The sequence below is a fragment of the Saccharopolyspora sp. NPDC049357 genome, assembly GCF_040677225.1.
Lineage (GTDB): Bacteria > Actinomycetota > Actinomycetes > Mycobacteriales > Pseudonocardiaceae > Saccharopolyspora.
The window spans coordinates 1-18,089 of record NZ_JBFAQJ010000070.1 but is presented as its reverse complement, the minus strand read 5'-3'; the positions used below and the strand labels follow the sequence as shown (position 1 = coordinate 18,089).

General features: G+C 70.9%; 19 protein-coding genes. 16 read left to right on the top strand and 3 right to left on the bottom strand.

Annotated elements, in window-relative coordinates:
- Positions 1–191 precede the first annotated feature (191 nt).
- From AB0J91_RS32295 to AB0J91_RS32260, 8 genes are all read left to right on the top strand, one after another.
- Positions 192–1,547, top strand: coding sequence for a replication-associated recombination protein A (locus tag AB0J91_RS32295; RefSeq protein WP_363794844.1), 1,356 nt, complete (start codon positions 192–194; stop codon positions 1,545–1,547).
- Positions 1,548–1,723: 176 nt separating this feature from the next.
- Positions 1,724–2,686: a D-glycerate dehydrogenase gene (locus AB0J91_RS32290; RefSeq protein ID WP_363876669.1), complete on the top strand. Its 963-nt coding sequence runs from the start codon at positions 1,724–1,726 to the stop codon at positions 2,684–2,686.
- Between the two features lie 193 nt (positions 2,687–2,879).
- A complete protein-coding gene (locus AB0J91_RS32285) occupies positions 2,880–3,287 on the top strand; it encodes a DUF948 domain-containing protein (protein WP_132627088.1) in 408 nt (135 codons plus the stop codon).
- Positions 3,284–3,568, top strand: a complete 285-nt coding sequence (locus AB0J91_RS32280) for a hypothetical protein (RefSeq protein WP_363876666.1) — start codon at positions 3,284–3,286, stop codon at positions 3,566–3,568. The genes AB0J91_RS32285 and AB0J91_RS32280 overlap by 4 nt, the downstream gene beginning before the upstream one ends.
- A gap of 84 nt (positions 3,569–3,652) precedes the next feature.
- On the top strand, positions 3,653–6,325 hold the full coding sequence (alaS, locus tag AB0J91_RS32275) for an alanine--tRNA ligase (protein WP_363794850.1): 2,673 nt from the start codon (positions 3,653–3,655) through the stop codon (positions 6,323–6,325).
- Positions 6,322–6,795, top strand: coding sequence for a Holliday junction resolvase RuvX (gene ruvX / locus AB0J91_RS32270; protein WP_363876663.1), 474 nt, complete (start codon positions 6,322–6,324; stop codon positions 6,793–6,795). Before alaS ends, ruvX begins: the two co-directional genes overlap by 4 nt.
- 95 nt (positions 6,796–6,890) lie before the next feature.
- Complete coding sequence (gene mltG / locus AB0J91_RS32265; protein ID WP_363876660.1) at positions 6,891–7,994, top strand: endolytic transglycosylase MltG; 1,104 nt, start codon at positions 6,891–6,893, stop codon at positions 7,992–7,994.
- A gap of 10 nt (positions 7,995–8,004) precedes the next feature.
- A complete protein-coding gene (locus AB0J91_RS32260; RefSeq protein ID WP_363876672.1) occupies positions 8,005–8,841 on the top strand; it encodes a shikimate dehydrogenase in 837 nt (278 codons plus the stop codon).
- A 113-nt stretch (positions 8,842–8,954) separates the two neighbouring features.
- Here the strand turns inward: AB0J91_RS32260 and AB0J91_RS32255 are convergent, their stop codons facing one another.
- From AB0J91_RS32255 to AB0J91_RS32245, 3 genes are all read right to left on the bottom strand, one after another.
- Complete coding sequence (locus tag AB0J91_RS32255) at positions 8,955–9,218, bottom strand: HPr family phosphocarrier protein (protein ID WP_363876657.1); 264 nt, start codon at positions 9,216–9,218, stop codon at positions 8,955–8,957.
- Positions 9,219–9,260: 42 nt separating this feature from the next.
- A complete protein-coding gene (locus tag AB0J91_RS32250) occupies positions 9,261–10,517 on the bottom strand; it encodes a PTS transporter subunit EIIC (RefSeq protein ID WP_363876654.1) in 1,257 nt (418 codons plus the stop codon).
- Between the two features lie 88 nt (positions 10,518–10,605).
- Positions 10,606–11,373, bottom strand: coding sequence for a GntR family transcriptional regulator (locus AB0J91_RS32245; protein WP_363876651.1), 768 nt, complete (start codon positions 11,371–11,373; stop codon positions 10,606–10,608).
- Between the two features lie 244 nt (positions 11,374–11,617).
- Between AB0J91_RS32245 and AB0J91_RS32240 the strand changes: the two genes are divergently transcribed.
- From AB0J91_RS32240 to AB0J91_RS32205, 8 genes are all read left to right on the top strand, one after another.
- Positions 11,618–11,854, top strand: coding sequence for a glucose PTS transporter subunit EIIB (locus AB0J91_RS32240; RefSeq protein WP_132677597.1), 237 nt, complete (start codon positions 11,618–11,620; stop codon positions 11,852–11,854).
- Complete coding sequence (locus AB0J91_RS32235) at positions 11,851–12,306, top strand: PTS glucose transporter subunit IIA (protein ID WP_363876648.1); 456 nt, start codon at positions 11,851–11,853, stop codon at positions 12,304–12,306. The genes AB0J91_RS32240 and AB0J91_RS32235 overlap by 4 nt, the downstream gene beginning before the upstream one ends.
- A 151-nt stretch (positions 12,307–12,457) precedes the next feature.
- On the top strand, positions 12,458–13,039 hold the full coding sequence (locus AB0J91_RS32230) for an A24 family peptidase (RefSeq protein WP_363876645.1): 582 nt from the start codon (positions 12,458–12,460) through the stop codon (positions 13,037–13,039).
- A gap of 48 nt (positions 13,040–13,087) precedes the next feature.
- Positions 13,088–14,293, top strand: a complete 1,206-nt coding sequence (gene aroC, locus AB0J91_RS32225) for a chorismate synthase (protein WP_363794866.1) — start codon at positions 13,088–13,090, stop codon at positions 14,291–14,293.
- Positions 14,293–14,811, top strand: a complete 519-nt coding sequence (locus AB0J91_RS32220; RefSeq protein ID WP_363876642.1) for a shikimate kinase — start codon at positions 14,293–14,295, stop codon at positions 14,809–14,811. The genes aroC and AB0J91_RS32220 overlap by 1 nt, the downstream gene beginning before the upstream one ends.
- 224 nt (positions 14,812–15,035) lie before the next feature.
- Positions 15,036–16,145 (top strand): 3-dehydroquinate synthase, encoded by a 1,110-nt coding sequence (gene aroB, locus AB0J91_RS32215; protein WP_363794870.1) that lies wholly within the window; start codon positions 15,036–15,038, stop codon positions 16,143–16,145.
- Entirely contained in the window at positions 16,142–16,576 is a 435-nt protein-coding gene (gene aroQ / locus AB0J91_RS32210; protein WP_363876639.1) for a type II 3-dehydroquinate dehydratase, read from the top strand. Before aroB ends, aroQ begins: the two co-directional genes overlap by 4 nt.
- Positions 16,576–18,018 carry a beta-xylosidase gene (locus AB0J91_RS32205; RefSeq protein ID WP_363876636.1) on the top strand — a complete coding sequence of 481 codons (1,443 nt, stop codon included), beginning with the start codon at positions 16,576–16,578 and terminating at the stop codon, positions 18,016–18,018. Before aroQ ends, AB0J91_RS32205 begins: the two co-directional genes overlap by 1 nt.
- The last annotated feature ends 71 nt before the right edge of the window (positions 18,019–18,089 follow it).

Here is an 18,089-nt window from a genome sequence, read left to right as displayed (position 1 = left end):
ACCTGGGGTGACCTTATTCCCCCTGAAGTCCGGGTTCCGATTTCCACTGAAATCGGGACCCGGACTTCCACTGAAATCGGGTCACCTGGTGCGGGGCCGAGGTCGGGATGGGACTCCGGCCTCGTCGTCGGCCTCGGTGGGGGTCGGTGTGGTTCGTGGGGGAGTCGGGGGTGGCGGGTAGCGTTCGCGGCGTGAGCGAGGGGTTGTTCGACGAGGGGCTGTTCGGGGCTGAGACCGAGCAGAAGGCCGGGGAGAAGCTGGCCGAGAACGCGCCGTTGGCGGTGCGGATGCGGCCTCGGTCCCTGGAGGAGGTCGTCGGGCAGCAGCACCTCCTGGTCGCCGGAGCTCCTCTGCGGCGGCTGGTCGAAGGAGCGGCTCCGGCGTCGGTGCTGCTCTACGGGCCGCCCGGGACCGGGAAGACGACCCTGGCGAACCTCGTGTCGAAGGCGACCGGTCGCCGGTTCGCGGCGCTGTCGGCGCTGTCGTCGGGGGTGAAGGAGGTCCGGGCCGTCATCGAGGAGGCCCGCCGCCGCCTCGGACGTTCTGGCGAGGCCACCGTGCTGTTCATCGACGAGGTGCACCGCTTCTCCAAGACCCAGCAGGACGCGCTGCTGGGCGCGGTCGAGGACCGGACCGTGCTGCTGGTGGCCGCGACGACCGAGAACCCCTACTTCTCGGTGGTGGCGCCGCTGCTGTCGCGGTCGCTGGTGCTGCAGCTGCGCAGCCTGGACGACGAGGACATCCGCGCGCTGCTGCGCCGCGCGGTCAGCGAGGAGCGAGGTCTGGGCGGCTCGGTCGGGCTGGCCGAGGACGCCGAGGAACACCTGGTCGCGCTGGCCGAAGGAGATGCCCGCCGCGCGCTGACGGCGCTGGAGGCCGCGGCCGAATCAGCGGTGTCCAACGGGGCCGACGAGATCGACCTGGCCACCGTCGAATCCACGGTGGACCGAGCGGCCGTGCTCTACGACCGGGGCGGCGACCAGCACTACGACATCACCAGCGCCTTCATCAAGTCCATCCGAGGTTCCGACGTCGACGCCGCGCTGCACTACCTGGCGCGGATGGTCGAGGCGGGTGAGGACCCTCGGTTCATCGCGCGCCGCCTGGTCGTGCACGCCAGCGAGGACATCGGCATGGCCGATCCGACCGCGCTGCAGACCGCCGTCGCCGCGGCTCAGGCGGTGCAGTTCATCGGCATGCCCGAGGGACGGCTGGCGCTGGCCCAGGCCACCATCCACCTGGCCACCGCGCCGAAGTCCAACGCCGTGATCACCGCGATCGACGCGGCGATGGGTGATGTGCGCGCGGGCAAGGGCGGTCCGGTTCCGCCGCACCTGCGCGACGGGCACTACGCGGGTGCGCAGAAGCTCGGCAACGCCAAGGGCTACCGCTACCCGCACGACAAGCCCGAAGGCGTGCTCGCCCAGCAGTACCCGCCGGAGTCGCTGGTGGGGCGCGACTACTACGACCCGACCCCGCGCGGCGCCGAACGCGCGCTGCACGACAGGGTCCCGAAGCTGCGCAACATCATCCGCGACGAGGACTAGGGCTGTTCGGGAATTGGTTTGCTTGGCGGTGCCAGCGGCAGAACCTGCGGCGGTGCAGGTTGAGTCCCACACCTGAAGCAGCGGCTCCGCCGCGTTCTTCACCAGAACCGCTCGTTGTCCGAGCCGGTACTGTGCCGAACCATGCCGAACCGGGCAGAACGAGCGTGGAGGTCGATGTGAGCAAGGTCGTGGTCACCAGGACGGTTCCGGAGTCCGCCGTTGCGGTGCTGCGCGAAGTCGCCGAGGTCCAGGTCTGCGACCAGGACCGGCCGCTGACCCCCGACGAGCTCCGCGCGACCGTCGGAGGCGCCGACGGCGTCGTCGCGATGCTGCACGACCGCATCGACGCCGAGTTCCTCGACGCCGCTGGTCCGCAGCTGAAGGTCGTGGCGAACGTGGCCGTCGGCTACGACAACGTCGACGTCCCCGCGGTCACCGGACGCGGCGTCACCGTCACCAACACGCCCGGAGTGCTCACCGACGCCACCGCCGACCTCGCCTTCGGGCTGCTGCTGTCGGTCACCCGCCGCCTCGGCGAGGCCGAGCGGTTGCTGCGCTCCCGCACGCCCTGGAACTTCCACCTCGGCTTCATGCTCGGCACCGGCCTGCAGGGCAAGACGCTGGGCATCGTCGGTCTCGGCGGCATCGGCCAGGCCGTGGCCCGCCGCGCACGCGCCTTCGGCATGCACATCGCCTACACCGGCCGTCGCCGCGCGCCGCAGGAGATCGAGGCCGAGCTCGACGCCCGGTACCTGTCGCACGACGAGCTGCTGCGCACCGCCGACGTCCTCTCCCTGCACTGCCCGCTCACCGAGAGCACCCGCCACCTCATCGACGACGCGGCGCTGGACGCGATGAAGTCCACCGCGATCGTCGTCAACACCAGCCGAGGCCCGATCGTGGACGAGAAGGCCCTGGCCGCGGCCCTCAAAGAAGGGCGCATCGGCGGGGCGGCGCTGGACGTCTTCGAGAACGAGCCCGACGTCGACCCCGGACTGCTGGAGCTGGACAACGTCGCGATCGCCCCGCACCTGGGCTCGGCGACCACCGAGACGCGCACCGCGATGGCCGAGCTCGCCGCGCGCAACGTCGCCGCCGTCCTGACCGGTCAGCAGGCGCTCACACCCGTCACCGCGTGATCAACCGGTCATCGCATCGAGACCTCCGGCGCGCGCCCGCCACGTCCTGCGCGGAGAGGCGCGGACCTGCGGTTGGGCCCGGCGGCCCGGGTGCTTGTAGCTGGCGGATACACCGGTAACCTGGCGCACGATCAACGAACCGGCGCAGGTCGCCGGTTCGACAAGGACATGACGTGGACATACGGGAGGGCACGTGACGCCCACGCAGATCGCCGCGCTGATCGTCGCCGGAGCGTTCGTGCTGCTGGTCCTGCTGCTGGCGGTGCCGCTGATCAAGCTCGGCAAGACCTTGGACGAGGCGAGCACCGCGATCAAGAAGGCGCAGGAGAACAGCGACCCGATCTTCACCGGCGCGAACACGACGATCACGCACGTGAACACGCAGCTGGAGCGGGTCGACGGCATCACCTCCAACGCCAAGACCATCAGCGGTAACGTCTCGGCGTTGTCGTCGCTGTTCACGGCTACACTGGGTGGTCCGTTGGTGAAGACGGCGGCGTTCTCCTACGGCGTGAGCAAGGCGCTGAAGGCCCGCCGGAAGCGCAAGCAGGAACCGACCGGACGGCACTTCCGCCGCAAGAACAAAGGAGGGCGCAAGTGAGGCGCCTTTTCTGGTTCGGCGCGGGCATCGCAGCCGGAGTCGCGCTGACCCGCAAGGTCAACGAGACCGCTCGGAAGGCGACCCCCACGGGGATGGCCGAGCAGGTCGGCGGCGCCATGCGTGAACTGGCTGGAGCGGTCGGCTCGTTCGGGGCCGACGTCCGCGCCGGGATGCAGGAACGGGAAGACCAGCTGCAGGATGTGGTCGTGAACGCGGACCAGGTCCGGCGGACAGCCGCTGAGCACGACGCCGAGCGGCGAGCTCGTCGGGCGGGCCGCTGACGCAGGCGCCGCACCGCGCCGCCGGCCGCTCGCCGACACCCGACAGCCGTGTCCGTGACCTGACCCAATTCCCAAGGACTCCCAGTGCAGACCCACGACATCAACCACCGGTTCACCGAGCACTTCAAGGGCCGCGGCCACACCGTGGTGCCCAGCGCGTCGCTGATCCTCGACGACCCGACGCTGCTGTTCGTCAACGCGGGCATGGTCCAGTTCAAGCCCTACTTCCTGGGCGAGGCCCCGGCCCCCTACCCGCGTGCGACGAGCATCCAGAAGTGCGTGCGCACCGGTGACATCGATGAGGTCGGCAAGACCACCCGGCACAACACGTTCTTCCAGATGGCCGGCAACTTCTCCTTCGGCGACTACTTCAAAGAAGGCGCCATGGAGAACGCCTGGGAGCTGCTCACCAAGTCGGTGGCCGACGGCGGCTACGGCATCGACCCGGCCCGCCTGTGGGTGACGGTCTTCGAGAAGGACGACGAGGCCGCCGGGCTGTGGCAGAAGGTCTGCGGGATCCCGGCCGAGCGGATCCAGACCCGCGACGCCAAGGACAACTACTGGGACATGGGCGTGCCCGGTCCCGGCGGTCCCTGCTCGGAGATCTACTACGACCGCGGGCCCGCCTACGGCAAGGAGGGTGGTCCCGTCGTCGACGAGGACCGCTACATCGAGATCTGGAACCTGGTGTTCATGCAGGACATCAGGGGTGAGCTGCCGCCCAAGGACGGTCACCCGCCGATCGGCGAGCTGCCCACCAAGAACATCGACACCGGCATGGGCGTCGAGCGCGTGGCCTGCCTGCTGCAGGGCGTGGAGAACGTCTACGAGACCGACCTGGTCCGCCCGGTGATCGCCAAGGCCGAGGAGCTCTCCGGCCGGCGCTACGGCGCGAGCCACGAGGACGACGTGCGGTTCCGCGTCATCGCCGACCACGCCCGCTCCGGCGTGATGCTCATCGGCGACGGCGTCACCCCCGGCAACGAGGCCCGCGGCTACGTGCTGCGCCGCCTGCTGCGCCGCATCGTGCGCTCGACCCGCTTGCTGGGCGTGCAGGAACCGGTGCTGGGCGAGTTCGCCCAGATCGTGCGCGACGCGATGTCGCCGAGCTACCCCGAGCTGGTCACCGAGTTCGACCGCATCGACTCGGTGATGCGCAACGAGGAAGAGGCGTTCCTGTCGACGCTGACCGCGGGGTCGAAGATCTTCGACCTGGCCGTCACCGACCTGAAGAAGACCGGTGGCCAGACCCTCGCGGGCGACAAGGCGTTCCAGCTGCACGACACCTACGGCTTCCCGATCGACCTGACCCTGGAGATGGCTTCCGAGCAAGGCCTGGCGGTCGACGAGCAGGGCTTCCGCGACCTGATGGCCGAGCAGCGCAACCGCGCCAAGGCCGACGCGAAGTCCCGCAAGACCGGCCACGGCGACCTGTCGACCTACCGCACGCTGCTCGACCAGCACGGGACGACCGAGTTCATCGGCTACACCGACCTGCAGTCGCACAGCCGCGTGCTGGGCCTGCTCGTCGACGGTCAGCCCGCGCCCCGCGCCTCGGCCGGCACCGAGGTGGAGCTGGTGCTGGACCGCACCCCGTTCTACGCCGAGGGCGGTGGCCAGATCGCCGACACCGGCAAGCTGGTCGGACCGGGCGTCGCGGTCGAGGTGCTCGACGTGCAGCGCAGCGTGCCCGGCCTGTTCGTGCACCGCGCGAAGGTCCTGGAAGGCGAGCTCGGCGTGGACACCACGCTGGAGGCCGCCGTCGACGCCCACCGCCGCCAGTCCATCGAGCGCTCGCACTCCGCGACGCACCTGGTGCACGCGGCCGTGCGCAGCGCCTACGGCAAGCGCGCCGCGCAGGCCGGTTCGCTGAACTCACCGGGCCGGATGCGCTTCGACTTCACCGTGCCCTCGTCGGTCTCGGCCGACGTGCTGGCCGGGGTCGAGGAAGAGGTCAACGACTACCTGCAGACCGACGTCGAGGTCAACGCCTACACCACCAGCATGGACCGGGCCATGGAGCTCGGTGCGATGGCGCTGTTCGGCGAGAAGTACGGCGACCAGGTCCGCGTGGTCGACATGGGCGACTACTCCCGCGAGCTGTGCGGTGGTACCCACGTGCCGCGCATCGGCCACCTCGGCGTGGTCAAGCTGGTGTCGGACTCCTCGGTCGGTTCGGGCGTGCACCGCGTCGAAGCGCTGGTCGGCATGGACGCGATGCGCCACATCAGCAAGGAGCACCTGCTGGTCACCCAGCTCGCCGAGCAGTTCAAGGTTCCCGCCGAGGAGCTGCCCGAGCGCATCCAGGGCGTGGTCAGCAAGCTGCGCAGCGCCGAGAAGGAGCTCGCGCAACTGCGCATCACCCAGGTGCTCAACTCCGCCGGTGAGCTCGCCGACAAGGGCACCGACGTGCACGGCGTGACGCTGGTGGCCGAGCAGGTCCCGGACGGCGTGGACGGCAACGCGCTGCGGGCGCTGGCCGGTGAGATCCGCGGCCGGCTGGGCTCGCGCCCCTCGGTGGTCGCGCTGTTCTCCGCCGAGGAGGGCAAGGTCAGCTTCGTGGTCGGCGTCAACGACGCGGCCCGCGACAAGGGCATCGCGGCGGGCAAGCTGGTTCCCAGCTTCGCCGCCGAGGTCGGCGGTCGCGGGGGCGGCAAGCCGGACATGGCCCAGGGCGGCGGCTCCAACCCCGCGGGCATCACCGCGGCCATCGGTGCGCTGCGCACCGGCGTCGACCAGGTGGTGGCAGGCGGGTGAACGAGCACCAGCAGACGGATCCCGGCCCGGGACGTCGGCTCGGTGTCGATGTCGGGGCGGTCCGGGTCGGAATCGCTTTGAGCGATCCCGCTCCGATGCTGGCGACCCCGTTGGAGACGTTGCGACGGGACGAGGAAGGCGGCAGCGATCTCGCCAAGATCGCCGACCTCGTCTCCGAGCACGACGTGGTGGAGATCGTGATCGGCCTGCCCAAGACGCTGGCCGGCAGGCACGGTTCCGCCGCGGAGATCGCGCAGTCCTACGGGGCTGCGCTGGTGGAGAAGGTCGCACCGGTTCCGGTGCGGTTTCACGACGAGCGGTTGACCACGGTGACGGCCAGCCGGAAGCTGTCGAAACGCGGCGTGCGGGGGAAGAAGCAGCGCGCCGTCGTTGACCAGGCGGCAGCGGTGGAGATCTTGCAGGCTTACCTGGACGGCCGGGGGCAGAGAACACGAGAGGAACTCCCGTGACCGATGATCTCGGACTGTTCGCGGACGAGCCCGGGGACCACCGGCGACGGCGCCCCGATCCGGAACGATTCCGACGTCGCAAGAGGCGCCGATGGGTGACCGCCCTGGCCGGCCTGTTCGTGCTGGTGCTGGTCGGCGGCGGTGTGGGGTACGGAGCGCTGCAGATCATGCGGATCGGCGGCTACGAGGACTACGAGGGCGAGGGCACCGGTAGCGTCGTCGTCGAGGTCGCCTCCGGCGACACCGTGGGTGACATCGGCAAGACGCTGTCCGAGAAGGACGTGGTGGCCAGCACCAAGGCGTTCACCTCGGCTTCCGCCGAGAACAAGCGGATCAACTCGATCCAGCCCGGTTACTACCTGATGCGCAACAAGATGTCGGGCAAGGCCGCGGTCAGCCACATCCTGTCGGACGCGGCGAAGGTGGGCCGGGTCGACATCCGCGGCGGCATGCGGCTGGAGGACCAGGCCGCGCCCAACGGCGGCAACACGCCGGGCATCCTGACCAGGCTCGCCGAGGCGACCTGCGCGAACAAGAACGAGAAGTGCACCACCTCCGAGGAGATGCACCGCGCGGCCGAGACGGCGGACCTGGCGACGCTGGGCGTGCCGCAGTGGGCCGTCGCCGATGCGTCGAAGGCAGAGCCCCGGCGTCGGCTGGAGGGCCTGATCATGCCGGGCATCTACGACGTCAAGCCGGGTGAGTCGGCCGAGAACGTGCTGCGCGACGTGGTCACCAAGTCGGCGGCGCAGCTGGAGGCGGCCGGTCTTCCGGATCTTGCGCAGAGCAGCGGTCATTCGCCGTACGAGCTGATGATCATCGCCTCGCTGACGCAGAGCGAGGGCCTGGCGAAGGACTTCCCGAAGATCGCGCGGGTGATCGAGAACCGGATCGGCCAGCCCGCGATGAAGCTGGGCCTGGACTCCACGATCAACTACCCGCTGGACAAGCCGACGCTGCTGACCAACAGCTCCGACCGGCAGCGTCCCGGCCCGTACAACACCTACCTGAACTACGGGCTGCCGCCGACGCCGATCTCGGCGTTCAGCAAGGAGGCGCTGCGGGCGGCCGAGCGGCCGGCCGAGGGCGAGTGGCGCTACTTCGTGAAGTGCTACCCGGACGGGACCTCCTGCTTCGCGGAGAACCAGCAGCAGCACGACGCCTACATCAAGGAAGCGCAGGAACGTGGCGCTTTCTGATCAGCAAGGGATGGCGGTGCGCCGGGCCGGAGTGCTGGGAAAGCCGGTCGAGCACTCGCTGTCCCCGGTCCTGCACGGTGCCGCCTACGACGCGCTCGGTCTGCCCTGGACCTACGAGCGCGTCGAGGCGGACGCCGAGCGGCTGGTGGAGTTCGTCGGCGGCCTCGGCCCGGAGTGGGCGGGGCTGTCGGTGACGATGCCGGGCAAGCGCGCGGCGCTGCGGGTGGCCGATGAGGCCGCCGACAGGGCCGAGGTGGTGGGGGCGGCGAACACGCTGGTCCACCGCCTGGACGGGAGCTGGTTCGCCGACTGCACCGATGTGGACGGCGTCGTCGGGGCCCTGCGGGTGGCGGGTGGTTTCACCGGCGGTCACGCGGGGCTGATCCTCGGCGCGGGCGGCACGGCGGTGGCGACCCTGGCGGCGTTCGCCGATCTGGGCCTGTCCGAGGCGACGCTGGCGGTGCGCGAGCCCTCCAGGGCGGCGGAGGCGTTGGAGGCGGCGGAGCGCATCGGTCTGCGGGTCCGGGTCGAACGGCTCGACTCGATCAACATCGCCGACGCCGCGACCAGCCACGACGTGGTCGTCTCCACGCTCCCGGCGGGCGCGGTGGACCCGCACGCGGCGGATCTCGCGAAGTCCGCGTGCGTGCTCGACGTCATCTACCACCCCTGGCCGACGCCGCTGGCCGAGGCCGTCGAGGCTGTCGGAGGCCGGTTGGCGACCGGCCTGGACATGCTGCTGCACCAGGCGTTCGGCCAGGTCGAGCACTTCACCGGTCTGGAGGCGCCGCGCGCCACGATGCGGGACGCCCTGGCCGCGGCCACCGGTCACGCCCTGCCCCTGTAGCGCAGCGGGCGGGCTGAGTCCCACACCTGGAACAGCTCGTTCTCACACAGCTCCTGGACGCGAAACGGCGGCGCCTCCGGGCAGGAAGCGCCGCCGTCGTCTCGATCCCGGGTTCAGTCCATGTCGGTCGCCACGAGCTTGGCGACCTCGTCGAGGGCCGCCTCGGCACCCTCGCCCTCGGCGGCAAGGATCACCTCGTCGCCGTGGGAGGCGCCCAGGGTCATCAGACCGAGGATGCTGCCCGCCTCGACGGGTTCGTCGCCCTCCTTGCGGATGGTGATCTCCACGGGCTGGGCCGCGGCCGTCTTGGCCAGCAGGGCCGCGGGCCGCGCGTGGATCCCGACCTTGCTCGCTACGGTGACCCGTCGTTCAGACATGTCTCTCCTTCGTCGGGGGCGGGGGCACCGACCCGCGCCGCCTCACTTCTTCTCGGTGGTCGGCGCAGCGCCCCCACCGGCATTATCCGCATCGGTCGAGGCGCTGTCGTCCTCCTCGCGACCCGGGGTGCGCAGGTTCCACTTGGCGATGACGAACCGGAACACCGCGTAGTAGACGACCGCGTAGCCCAGCCCGATCGGGATCAGCCAGATCGAGCCCTGGGAGATGCCGAAGTTGAGCAGGTAGTCGATCGCACCGGCGGAGAACCCGAAGCCGGAGTGGATGTCCAGCGCGTTGACCAGCGCCAGCGAGGTGCCGGTCAGCACCGCGTGGATCAGCAGCAGCGGCCACGCGACGAAGATGAACGAGAACTCCAGCGGCTCGGTGACGCCGGTCAGGAACGAGGTCAGCGCGACCGAGATCATCACGCCGCCGACGACCTTGCGCTGCTCGGGCTTGGCCGACTGCCAGATCGCCAGCGCCGCCGCGGGCAGCGCGAACATGAAGATCGGGAAGAAGCCGGTCATGAACGTCCCGGCGGTGGGGTCGCCCGCGAAGAAGCGCGCGATGTCGCCCTTCTCGCCGTGGTAGTCGCCGAAGAGGAACCAGACCACGTTGTTCGGGATGTGGTGCAGCCCGAACGGCAGCAGCAGCCGGTTGATCAGGCCGTAGAGCCCGCCACCGATGACCGCCTGCTGGGTGACCGCGTCGGAGAAGGCGGTGAGCAGGGCGTCGAACAGCGGGAACAGCAGGCCCATGAGCACGCCGATGACCAGCATCGCCACCGCGGTCACGATCGGCACGAACCGCCGGCCGCCGAAGAAGCCCAGGTAGTCCGGCAGCTTGATGCGGTGGTAGCGCTGCCACAGCCAGGCCGCCACCAGACCCGCGACGATGCCGCCGAGCACGCCGTAGGGGCTCTTGTTGAGCGAGGTGCCTTCCTCGGTGCCGGCGATCTGGGTCAGCACGCCGTGCAGCACCAGGTAGCCGACCGCGCCGGACAGGGCCGTCGAGCCGTCGGCCTTCTTGGCGAAGCCGATCGCGACACCGATGGCGAACAGCAGCGGCAGGTTGTCGAACAGCGCGCCACCGGCCGCGCCGATGACACCGGCGACGGTCTGCAACCAGGTCAGGGAGGCTCCGAGGCCTTCCGCGCCGAGCAGGTCGTCCTGGCCGAGCCGTTGCAGCAGCGCGGCGGCGGGCAGCACCGCGATCGGCAGCATCAGGCTGCGGCCGATGCGTTGCAGTTGCGCGAGTCCTCTGTTGCTCCCCTTCGCCTTGGCGGCGGTGGAACTCATCGGATACCTCCTGCTTGGTTCACCGGGGTTGGAAGATCATTGCAAACGATTTCGGTGGTGCGCTGGTTCGTCTTGTCCGGTTCTCGCCTCACGGCTCGCCCGGTTCGCGGTCGAGCTGCATGGTCACCTGGTATCGGTCACCGCGGTACCAGGACGTCATGTCCTCCACCGGCCGTCCGCGCGCGGTGGAGATCCGCCGGAACACCAGCAGCGAGCACCCGGGCCGGATGCCCAGCAGGCGTGCGGTTTCGGCGTCGGCGTCGTCGGCCAGCACGGTCTGCGTGCCCGACTCCAGCTGGAGCCGGTACCGCCGGGACAGCAGCGTGTACAGCGAGGCGGTGAGGTCCTGGTCGAGCAGGTCGGGGACCGAGTCCGGGTGGTACCAGCCGCGTTCGACGGCCATCGGCATCCCGTCGGCCTTGCGGAGCCGGAACAGCCAGAACGCGGTCTGCCGCGGTGCCAGGTCGAGCGCTTCCGCGGTGGCCGGCGGCGGGACGACCTCGGCCGCGTCGAGCAGCACGGTTTCCGGGTGCATGCCGCGGCGGCGCATGTCCTCGGTGAACGAGGCCAGGTGCACCTGCCAGTCGATGCGCGGGCGCGTCGTGAAGGTGCCCTTGCCGCGCACCCGGACCAGCAGACCTTCGGTGACCAGCTGGCCGATCGCCTCGCGCACCGTCAGCCGGGAAACCCCGTAGCGCAGCGCCAGTTCGCGCTCCGACGGCACCGCGGCGCCGTGCGGGAGCTCGTCGCTCGCCAGCTCGCGCAGGATCTCCCGCAGTTGCGCGTGTTTCGGCATCGGCCCGTCGGGCAGGCCGCGAGAGGGCGCGCGCTGGAGAGAACTCGGTTCTTCTCCCATGCCGCCTCCTGTCGTGCCACCCTGGCGTGAGCTCGCTGTCGTGAACTCGCCGCCGGTTCGGATGAGAACCGCGACCGGTCGTTGGTACTGTCCGGTCTAAACCAGTTGGTTGCGAAGAATGCGCCGTCATGCGATCAGGTGTCAACAAGGCTCTGCTTTCGTTGCCGCATCGACATCACGTGGCGCAAGATCGTCGCGTCGCGGTCCGTTGACCGCGGTGGCGAGAGCACGAAGGGAGCACGTGGTGGCTCAGGACAAGGCCGAGGCGATCCTGTCCGCGCTGGGCGGCGGGGACAACATCGTCGAGATCGAGCCGTGCATCACGCGGCTGCGCTGCGAGGTCGAGGACGGCTCGAAGATCGACGAGGCGGGCCTCAAGGCCGCGGGTGCGCACGGCGTGATGGTGCAGGGCACGGTCGTCCAGGTCGTGGTCGGACCGGAGGCGGACACGCTGGCCGGCGACATCGAGGACCTGATGTGAGCACCGAGGTCGGCAGTCCGGTAGCGGGTCTGACCACGTCGCTCAGCGACGTGCCGGACCCGGTGTTCTCGCAGGCGATGGTGGGTCCCGGTGTCGCGGTCAAGCCCTCCGGCGGAGAGGGTGACGCGGTCGCCCCGGTCGCGGGCCAGGTCGTGACGCTGCACCCGCACGCGTTCGTCGTCGCGGCGTCCACGGGCGGCGCCGTGCTGGTGCACCTGGGCATCGACACGGTCAAGCTCAAGGGTGAGGGCTTCACGCTGCACGTCGGCAAGGGCGATGCGGTCGAGGCCGGGCAGAAGATCATCACCTGGAACCCGACGGAGGTCGAGGCCCAGGGCTACTCCTCGATCTGCCCGGTGGTGGCCCTGGACGCCCCGGCGGAGTCCCTGGCGGACCTCCGCGAGGACACCCAGGTCCTCCCGGGAGACGTGCTGTTCAACCTCGACGGGTGAGGCGGCGGGAGGTTTTGGTCCGAACCGACCGGGCGAAACGGATCTCGATCATGGGCGGTTCGGACCAAAACTGACCAACGGGGTGCCGACACGCGACCCCTCGGGCCGGTCGTTCGCCGCGCGGTGCGGGAGTCCCGGCACCGTCGTCGGGATGAGCGCGTTGATCGCGGCCGGAGCCCTCGCCGGATGGGCCGGACGCCACCTGCTGAGCCGACTTCGCCGGGGCACCGCCGTCCCGCCCGGCTGGTGCGAGACGGGGGTGTCGCTGGCGTGGGCGCTGGTGGCCCTCCGCCAGCCGCCCGGGTGGTGGTTGCCGATCCCGCTCGCCCTGGGCTGGCTCGCCGTCGTCCTCAGCGCCTGCGACCTGCGGGTCCACCGGCTGCCCGACGCCCTGACACTGCCCGCCTACCCCGTCGCGGCCGGGCTGCTGACCGTCGTCGCGGCGCACCGGCCGGGCGTAGCGCTCGGCTCGGTGGCCGGGCTCGTCCTGCTGGGTGGGACGTACTTCGTGGTCAGGCTCATATCCCCGCCCGCGATGGGTGCGGGGGACGTCAAGCTCGCCGGAGTCCTGGGCGCGGTGGTGGGGGCGGTGTCGGTTCCCGCCGTCGCCGGGGTCGTCGCGGCCGCGGCCGCGTTCACCCTGGTCGGCGCCTCGTGGAGGCGCGCGGGGGCGGTCGCGCACGGTCCGGCGGTGCTGGTTCCGTCCTGGCTGGTGACGCTGAGCTGGCCGTGACCCACCCGGGCGGGTTCCTCCTGGGCAGAGCGTGGCAGGATCTGAGGTGTGTTGCGCTGGATGACCGCTGGAGAATCGCACGGCCCCGCCCTCGTCGCGGTGCTGGAAGGCATGGTGGCCGGGGTCGAGGTGACCTCGACCGAGATCGCGACCCAGCTGGAGCGCCGCAAGCTCGGCTTCGGGCGCAGCCCCCGGATGAACTTCGAGGCCGACGAGCTGGAGATCATCGGCGGCGTCCGGCACGGCCGCACGCAGGGCGGCCCGATCGCGGTGCGCATCGGCAACACCGAGTGGCCCAAGTGGGAACAGGTCATGGCCGCCGACCCGGTCGACGAGGACGTGCTGGCCGACCTGGCCCGCAACGAACCGCTGACCCGCCCGCGTCCCGGCCACGCCGACATCGCCGGCATGCAGAAGTACGGCTTCGACGAGGCCCGCCCGGTCCTGGAGCGCGCCAGCGCCCGCGAGACCGCCGCGCGCGTGGCCGTCGGGACCGTCGCCCGGCAGTTCCTGCGCCAGCTGTTCGGCGTGGAGATCGTCAGCCACGTGGTCAGCCTCGGCGGCGTGGACGTCGCCGGCGAGGTGCTGCCCGGCCCGGACGACCTGGCCGCGATCGACGAGAACCCGGTGCGCGCCTTCGGCGACACCGCCACCGAGCGCATGATGGCCGAGGTCGACGCCGCGAAGAAGGACGGCGACACCCTCGGCGGCGTCGTCGAGGTCATCGCCTACAACCTGCCCCCGGGCATCGGCTCGCACGTGCACTGGGACCGCAAGCTCGACGCCCGCCTGGCCGGTGCGCTGATGAGCATCCAGGCGATCAAGGGCGTCGAGATCGGCGAGGGCTTCGCCAACGCCCACCGCCGGGGCAGCGCCGCGCACGACGAGATCTACCCCGACAAGGGCGTCAACTGGGTCCGCCGCGACAGCAACCGCGCCGGCGGCCTCGAAGGCGGCATCACCAACGGCGAGCCGCTGATCGTGCGCGCCGCCAAGAAGCCCATCTCCAGCCTCCCGCGCGCTCTGGCCACTGTGGACATGGTGACCGGCGAGCCCGCGCAGGCGATGCACCAGCGCTCCGACATCACCGCCGTGCCGCGCGCCGCGGTGGTCGCCGAGACGATGGTGGCGCTGGTGCTGGCCGAGGCCGCGCTGGAGAAGTTCGGCGGCGACTCGTTGCCGGAGACCCGCCGCAACGTCGAGGGATACCTCGCCTCGCTGCGCGAGCGCGCGGAGAAGCGGCAGGTGCGGTGATGTCGCCGCGCGCGATCGTGATCGGCCCGCCCGGCGCGGGCAAGACCACCATCGGCAGGCTGCTGGCCGAACGCCTCGACGTGCGGTTCCGGGACACCGACGCCGACGTCGTCGAGAGCACCGGCCGCGAGATCCCCGACATCTTCGCCAACGACGGCGAACCCGCCTTCCGCGCGCTGGAGGAGCGGGCCGTCGACACCGCGCTGCGCGAGCACGACGGCGTGCTGGCGCTCGGCGGCGGGGCGGTTTTGTCCGAGCTGACCCGCGAGCGGCTCGCCGGACACCCCGTGGTGTTCCTGTCGGTCGGGCTCGCCGAAGGTGCGCGACGCGTGGGGCTTTCCACCGCGCGCCCGCTGCTGGCCGGGGTCAACCCGCGCGCCACCTTCAAGGCGCTGCTCGACGCGCGCCTGCCGATCTACCGCTCGGTGGCCGCCGTGGAGGTCGCCACCGACGAACTCGAACCAGCGCAGGTCGTCGACCGGGTCGTCGACGACCTCGCGGCACGGCCGTCTCGCTAGGGGGTGTTTCGAAGTGGCGGAGCCACTTTCTCTTTCGGTGAGCGGGCGAGCAACCGGCACCGCCGGAGGTTCTGCGGGGCTTCGTGCCGAGCACGCCGCGACGTCCTGCATTGGACATACATGAGGAGCGGCGCGCGGAGTCCACGGAGCCCCTCAGGTTCTCCTACTCGCACCGCTACGCACAACGACCCCGATACTCCTCTAGAGATGCCGAAGGGACGACGATGACCGAACCGGTTCGGATCAGCGTGAACGGCCAGCAGCCCTACGACGTGGTCGTCGGCCGGGGCCTGCTCGGTGAGCTGGTGGAATTCCTCAGCGGGGCGTCGAGCGTCGCGCTGGTGCACCAGCCCACGATCACCGCCACCATCGAGGCGGTCCGCGAGGAGCTGACCGAGGCCGGCATCGACGCGCACCGGGTCGAGATCCCCGACGCCGAGGACGGCAAGAGCCTGCAGGTCGCCGGGTTCTGCTGGGAGGTGCTGGGCAAGATCGGCATGGACCGCGACGGCGTCGTGGTGTCCTTCGGCGGCGGCGCGGTCACCGACCTCGGCGGGTTCGTCGCGGGCACCTGGATGCGCGGCGTGAAGGCCGTGCACGTGCCCACCACCCTGCTCGGCATGGTCGACGCGGCCGTGGGCGGCAAGGCCGGCATCAACACCGACGCGGGCAAGAACCTGGTCGGCCTGTTCCACGAGCCGAGCCTGGTGCTGTGCGACCTGGCGACGCTGGAAGGCCTGCCGCGCAACGAGCTCCTGGCCGGCATGGCCGAGGTCGTCAAGGCGGGGTTCATCGCCGATCCGGAGATCCTGCGACTGATCGAGGCCGACCCGGACACCGCCACCGACCCGAGCGGTGACGTGCTGGCCGAGCTGGTCCGCCGGTCCATCCAGGTCAAGGCCGACGTCGTCTCGTCGGACCTCAAGGAGTCGCACCTGCGCGAGGTGCTCAACTACGGGCACACGCTGGCTCACGCCATCGAGCGGCGCGAGCGCTACCGCTGGCGCCACGGCGCCGCGGTCAGCGTCGGCCTGGTCTTCGCCGCCGAACTGGCGCGGCTGGCGGGACGTCTCGACGACGACACCGCCGACCGGCACAAGCGCATCCTCGACCTGCTCGGCCTGCCCACCACCTACGACCCGGACGCGCTGGGCTCGCTGATGGAGGGCATGAAGGCCGACAAGAAGAACCGCTCCGGCGTGCTGCGTTTCGTGGTGCTCGACGGTCTGGCCAAGCCGGAACGGCTGGAAGGTCCCGATCCGTCGCTGATCGCCGCCGCGTACTCGGCGATCACCGGTGGCGAGAGCAAGTCGAGCACGGAGGTGCTGCTGTGAAGGTCCTCGTCCTCAACGGACCCAACCTCGGCCGGCTCGGCAAGCGCGAGCCCTCGGTCTACGGCAGCACCACCTACGCCGACCTGGTGTCGATGTGCGAGAAGGCGGGCCAGGACCTCGGCGTGGAGGTCGAGGTCCGGCAGACCGACCACGAGGGCGAGATGGTCGGCTGGCTGCACGAGGCCGCCGACGCGTCCTGGCCGGTGGTGCTCAACGCGGGCGCGTGGACGCACTACTCGGTGGCGGTGCGCGACGCCGCCTCGCAGCTGACCGCTGAACTGATCGAGCTGCACATCTCCAACGTGCACAAGCGGGAACCGTTCCGGCACACCAGCTACCTGTCCGACATCGCGACCGCGGTGATGGCGGGTCTGGGCGTGGCCGGGTATCCGCTGGCGATCCGCTGGCTGGCCGAGAACGCGGGGGAGTAGTGCGCGGCCGGCTGCCGTTATGCCTGGTCGCTGTCGCGCTGCTGGCGGGCTGCACGCAGGTCGACGGCAGTCCGGTGACGCAGGTGGTGCAGCGGCCGGTTCCGGTGCCGCAGCCGGTGGAGCTGCGGACCGCCGCCGAGCGCGGGAGCCCCGGTGCGGTGGCGGCGGGCGGGTTGCCCGCGCCGTACAACTACGGGCCGTCGGTGCTGTCCGAGGACGGCCGGTACCGGGCGTGGTGGTGCAGTCAGCTGCCGGGAGTGGGGCCCGCGGGCGACGACGTCCTGCACGCCTCGGCTGCCTCGCCGGACGGTCCGTTCGCCGAAGGTGCGGCGCCGGCGGTTCCGGTCTTCGCCGGTGAGCCGGGGCGCTTCGACGGGATGCACACCTGCGATCCGTCGGTGCTGCACGTGGGCGATCGCTACTACCTCTACTACACGGGCGCGGCGGGCGATCACGCGCACGGCAACGCCATCGGGGTCGCGACCAGCGCGGACGGCATGGCGTGGACCCGCGGTGCCGCGCCGATCGTGACCGCGGCGGGCGAGGTCCTCCGCGGCAACGTCTACGGCGCCGGGCAGCCTTCGGCGGTGTTCGTGGACGGCTGGTTCTACCTGCTGTTCACCGACACCACGGCCAAGGGCGCGGGCTGGAACGGCGCCGGGCAGTTCGTGCTGCGGTCGCGAGACCCGTTGTTCGGCAAGGACGTTGAGGCGTTGACCGAGCGCGGCTTCCGGCCTGCCGGTGGCGAGCGCGGCCGGTCGGTCGTCGACGCGTTCAGCGCGGACTGGGCCTACTCGCCGACGCTGGACGCCTTCGCCATCGCGCACCAGACCACCGGCGGAACCCAGATCACCTTCTGGGACCGGGAATTCACCCGCCACCCCTACGAGCCGGTGACGATTCCCGGCCCGTGGCAGGAGGGTCCGGGTCTGGTCCGCGACGGAGAGGGGCGGATTCGTCCCTCCACATCGGACCCGTGCGAGGCGGTGCCGCTCGACGTCCTGCGCGCCACCGCGCTCGCCCCGGCTCCCACCGACATCCGCCACTTCGGCATCGACATCACCGACGCCGGCGGCTGCGGCACCGCTCCGCGAGCGGCGCGGGCGCTGGACGGCTTCGCGGTTCCCTCGCCGGTGCGCACGGTCGACCTCGTCCACGACGGCGCCAGGGTCCGGCTCGAACGCCGCTCGGTGGCCGAGACGGTCGCGGTGAAGGTCCTCGACGACCGCCCGGAACCCGTGGACGCCCTCCCGGTGATCGCCGAGATCGCCTCCGGCGCCCCGGCCCTGCGTTCCCCGACGGGCGAAGTCGGTCTCCTCGACACCCGCGGCGGCCTCTGGCGGATCACCCCGGAAACCGCTCGGGCCAACGCTTCTCCGATCGCCGACGTCACCGAGGCGCAGTGGCGATCCCACCCCGCCCGAGGCGACCTCCGCCACTGACCCTCACTCCGCCGTCACAATTTCGCGCGAAATTCGAGCCCGGCTCTGGGGATTCGAATTTCGCGCGAAGC

What these genes read in the sequence shown, in the direction of transcription:
- AB0J91_RS32260 (WP_363876672.1), top strand. Translation starts at nt 8,005, where the DNA reads ATGGCGGTGCGCCGGGCCGGAGTGCTGGGAAAGCCGGTCGAGCACTCG.
- AB0J91_RS32255 (WP_363876657.1), bottom strand. Translation starts at nt 9,218, where the DNA reads ATGTCTGAACGACGGGTCACCGTAGCGAGCAAGGTCGGGATCCACGCG.
- AB0J91_RS32250 (WP_363876654.1), bottom strand. Translation starts at nt 10,517, where the DNA reads ATGAGTTCCACCGCCGCCAAGGCGAAGGGGAGCAACAGAGGACTCGCG.
- AB0J91_RS32245 (WP_363876651.1), bottom strand. Translation starts at nt 11,373, where the DNA reads ATGGGAGAAGAACCGAGTTCTCTCCAGCGCGCGCCCTCTCGCGGCCTG.
- AB0J91_RS32230 (WP_363876645.1), top strand. Translation starts at nt 12,458, where the DNA reads ATGAGCGCGTTGATCGCGGCCGGAGCCCTCGCCGGATGGGCCGGACGC.
- AB0J91_RS32220 (WP_363876642.1), top strand. Translation starts at nt 14,293, where the DNA reads ATGTCGCCGCGCGCGATCGTGATCGGCCCGCCCGGCGCGGGCAAGACC.
- aroB (WP_363794870.1), top strand. Translation starts at nt 15,036, where the DNA reads ATGACCGAACCGGTTCGGATCAGCGTGAACGGCCAGCAGCCCTACGAC.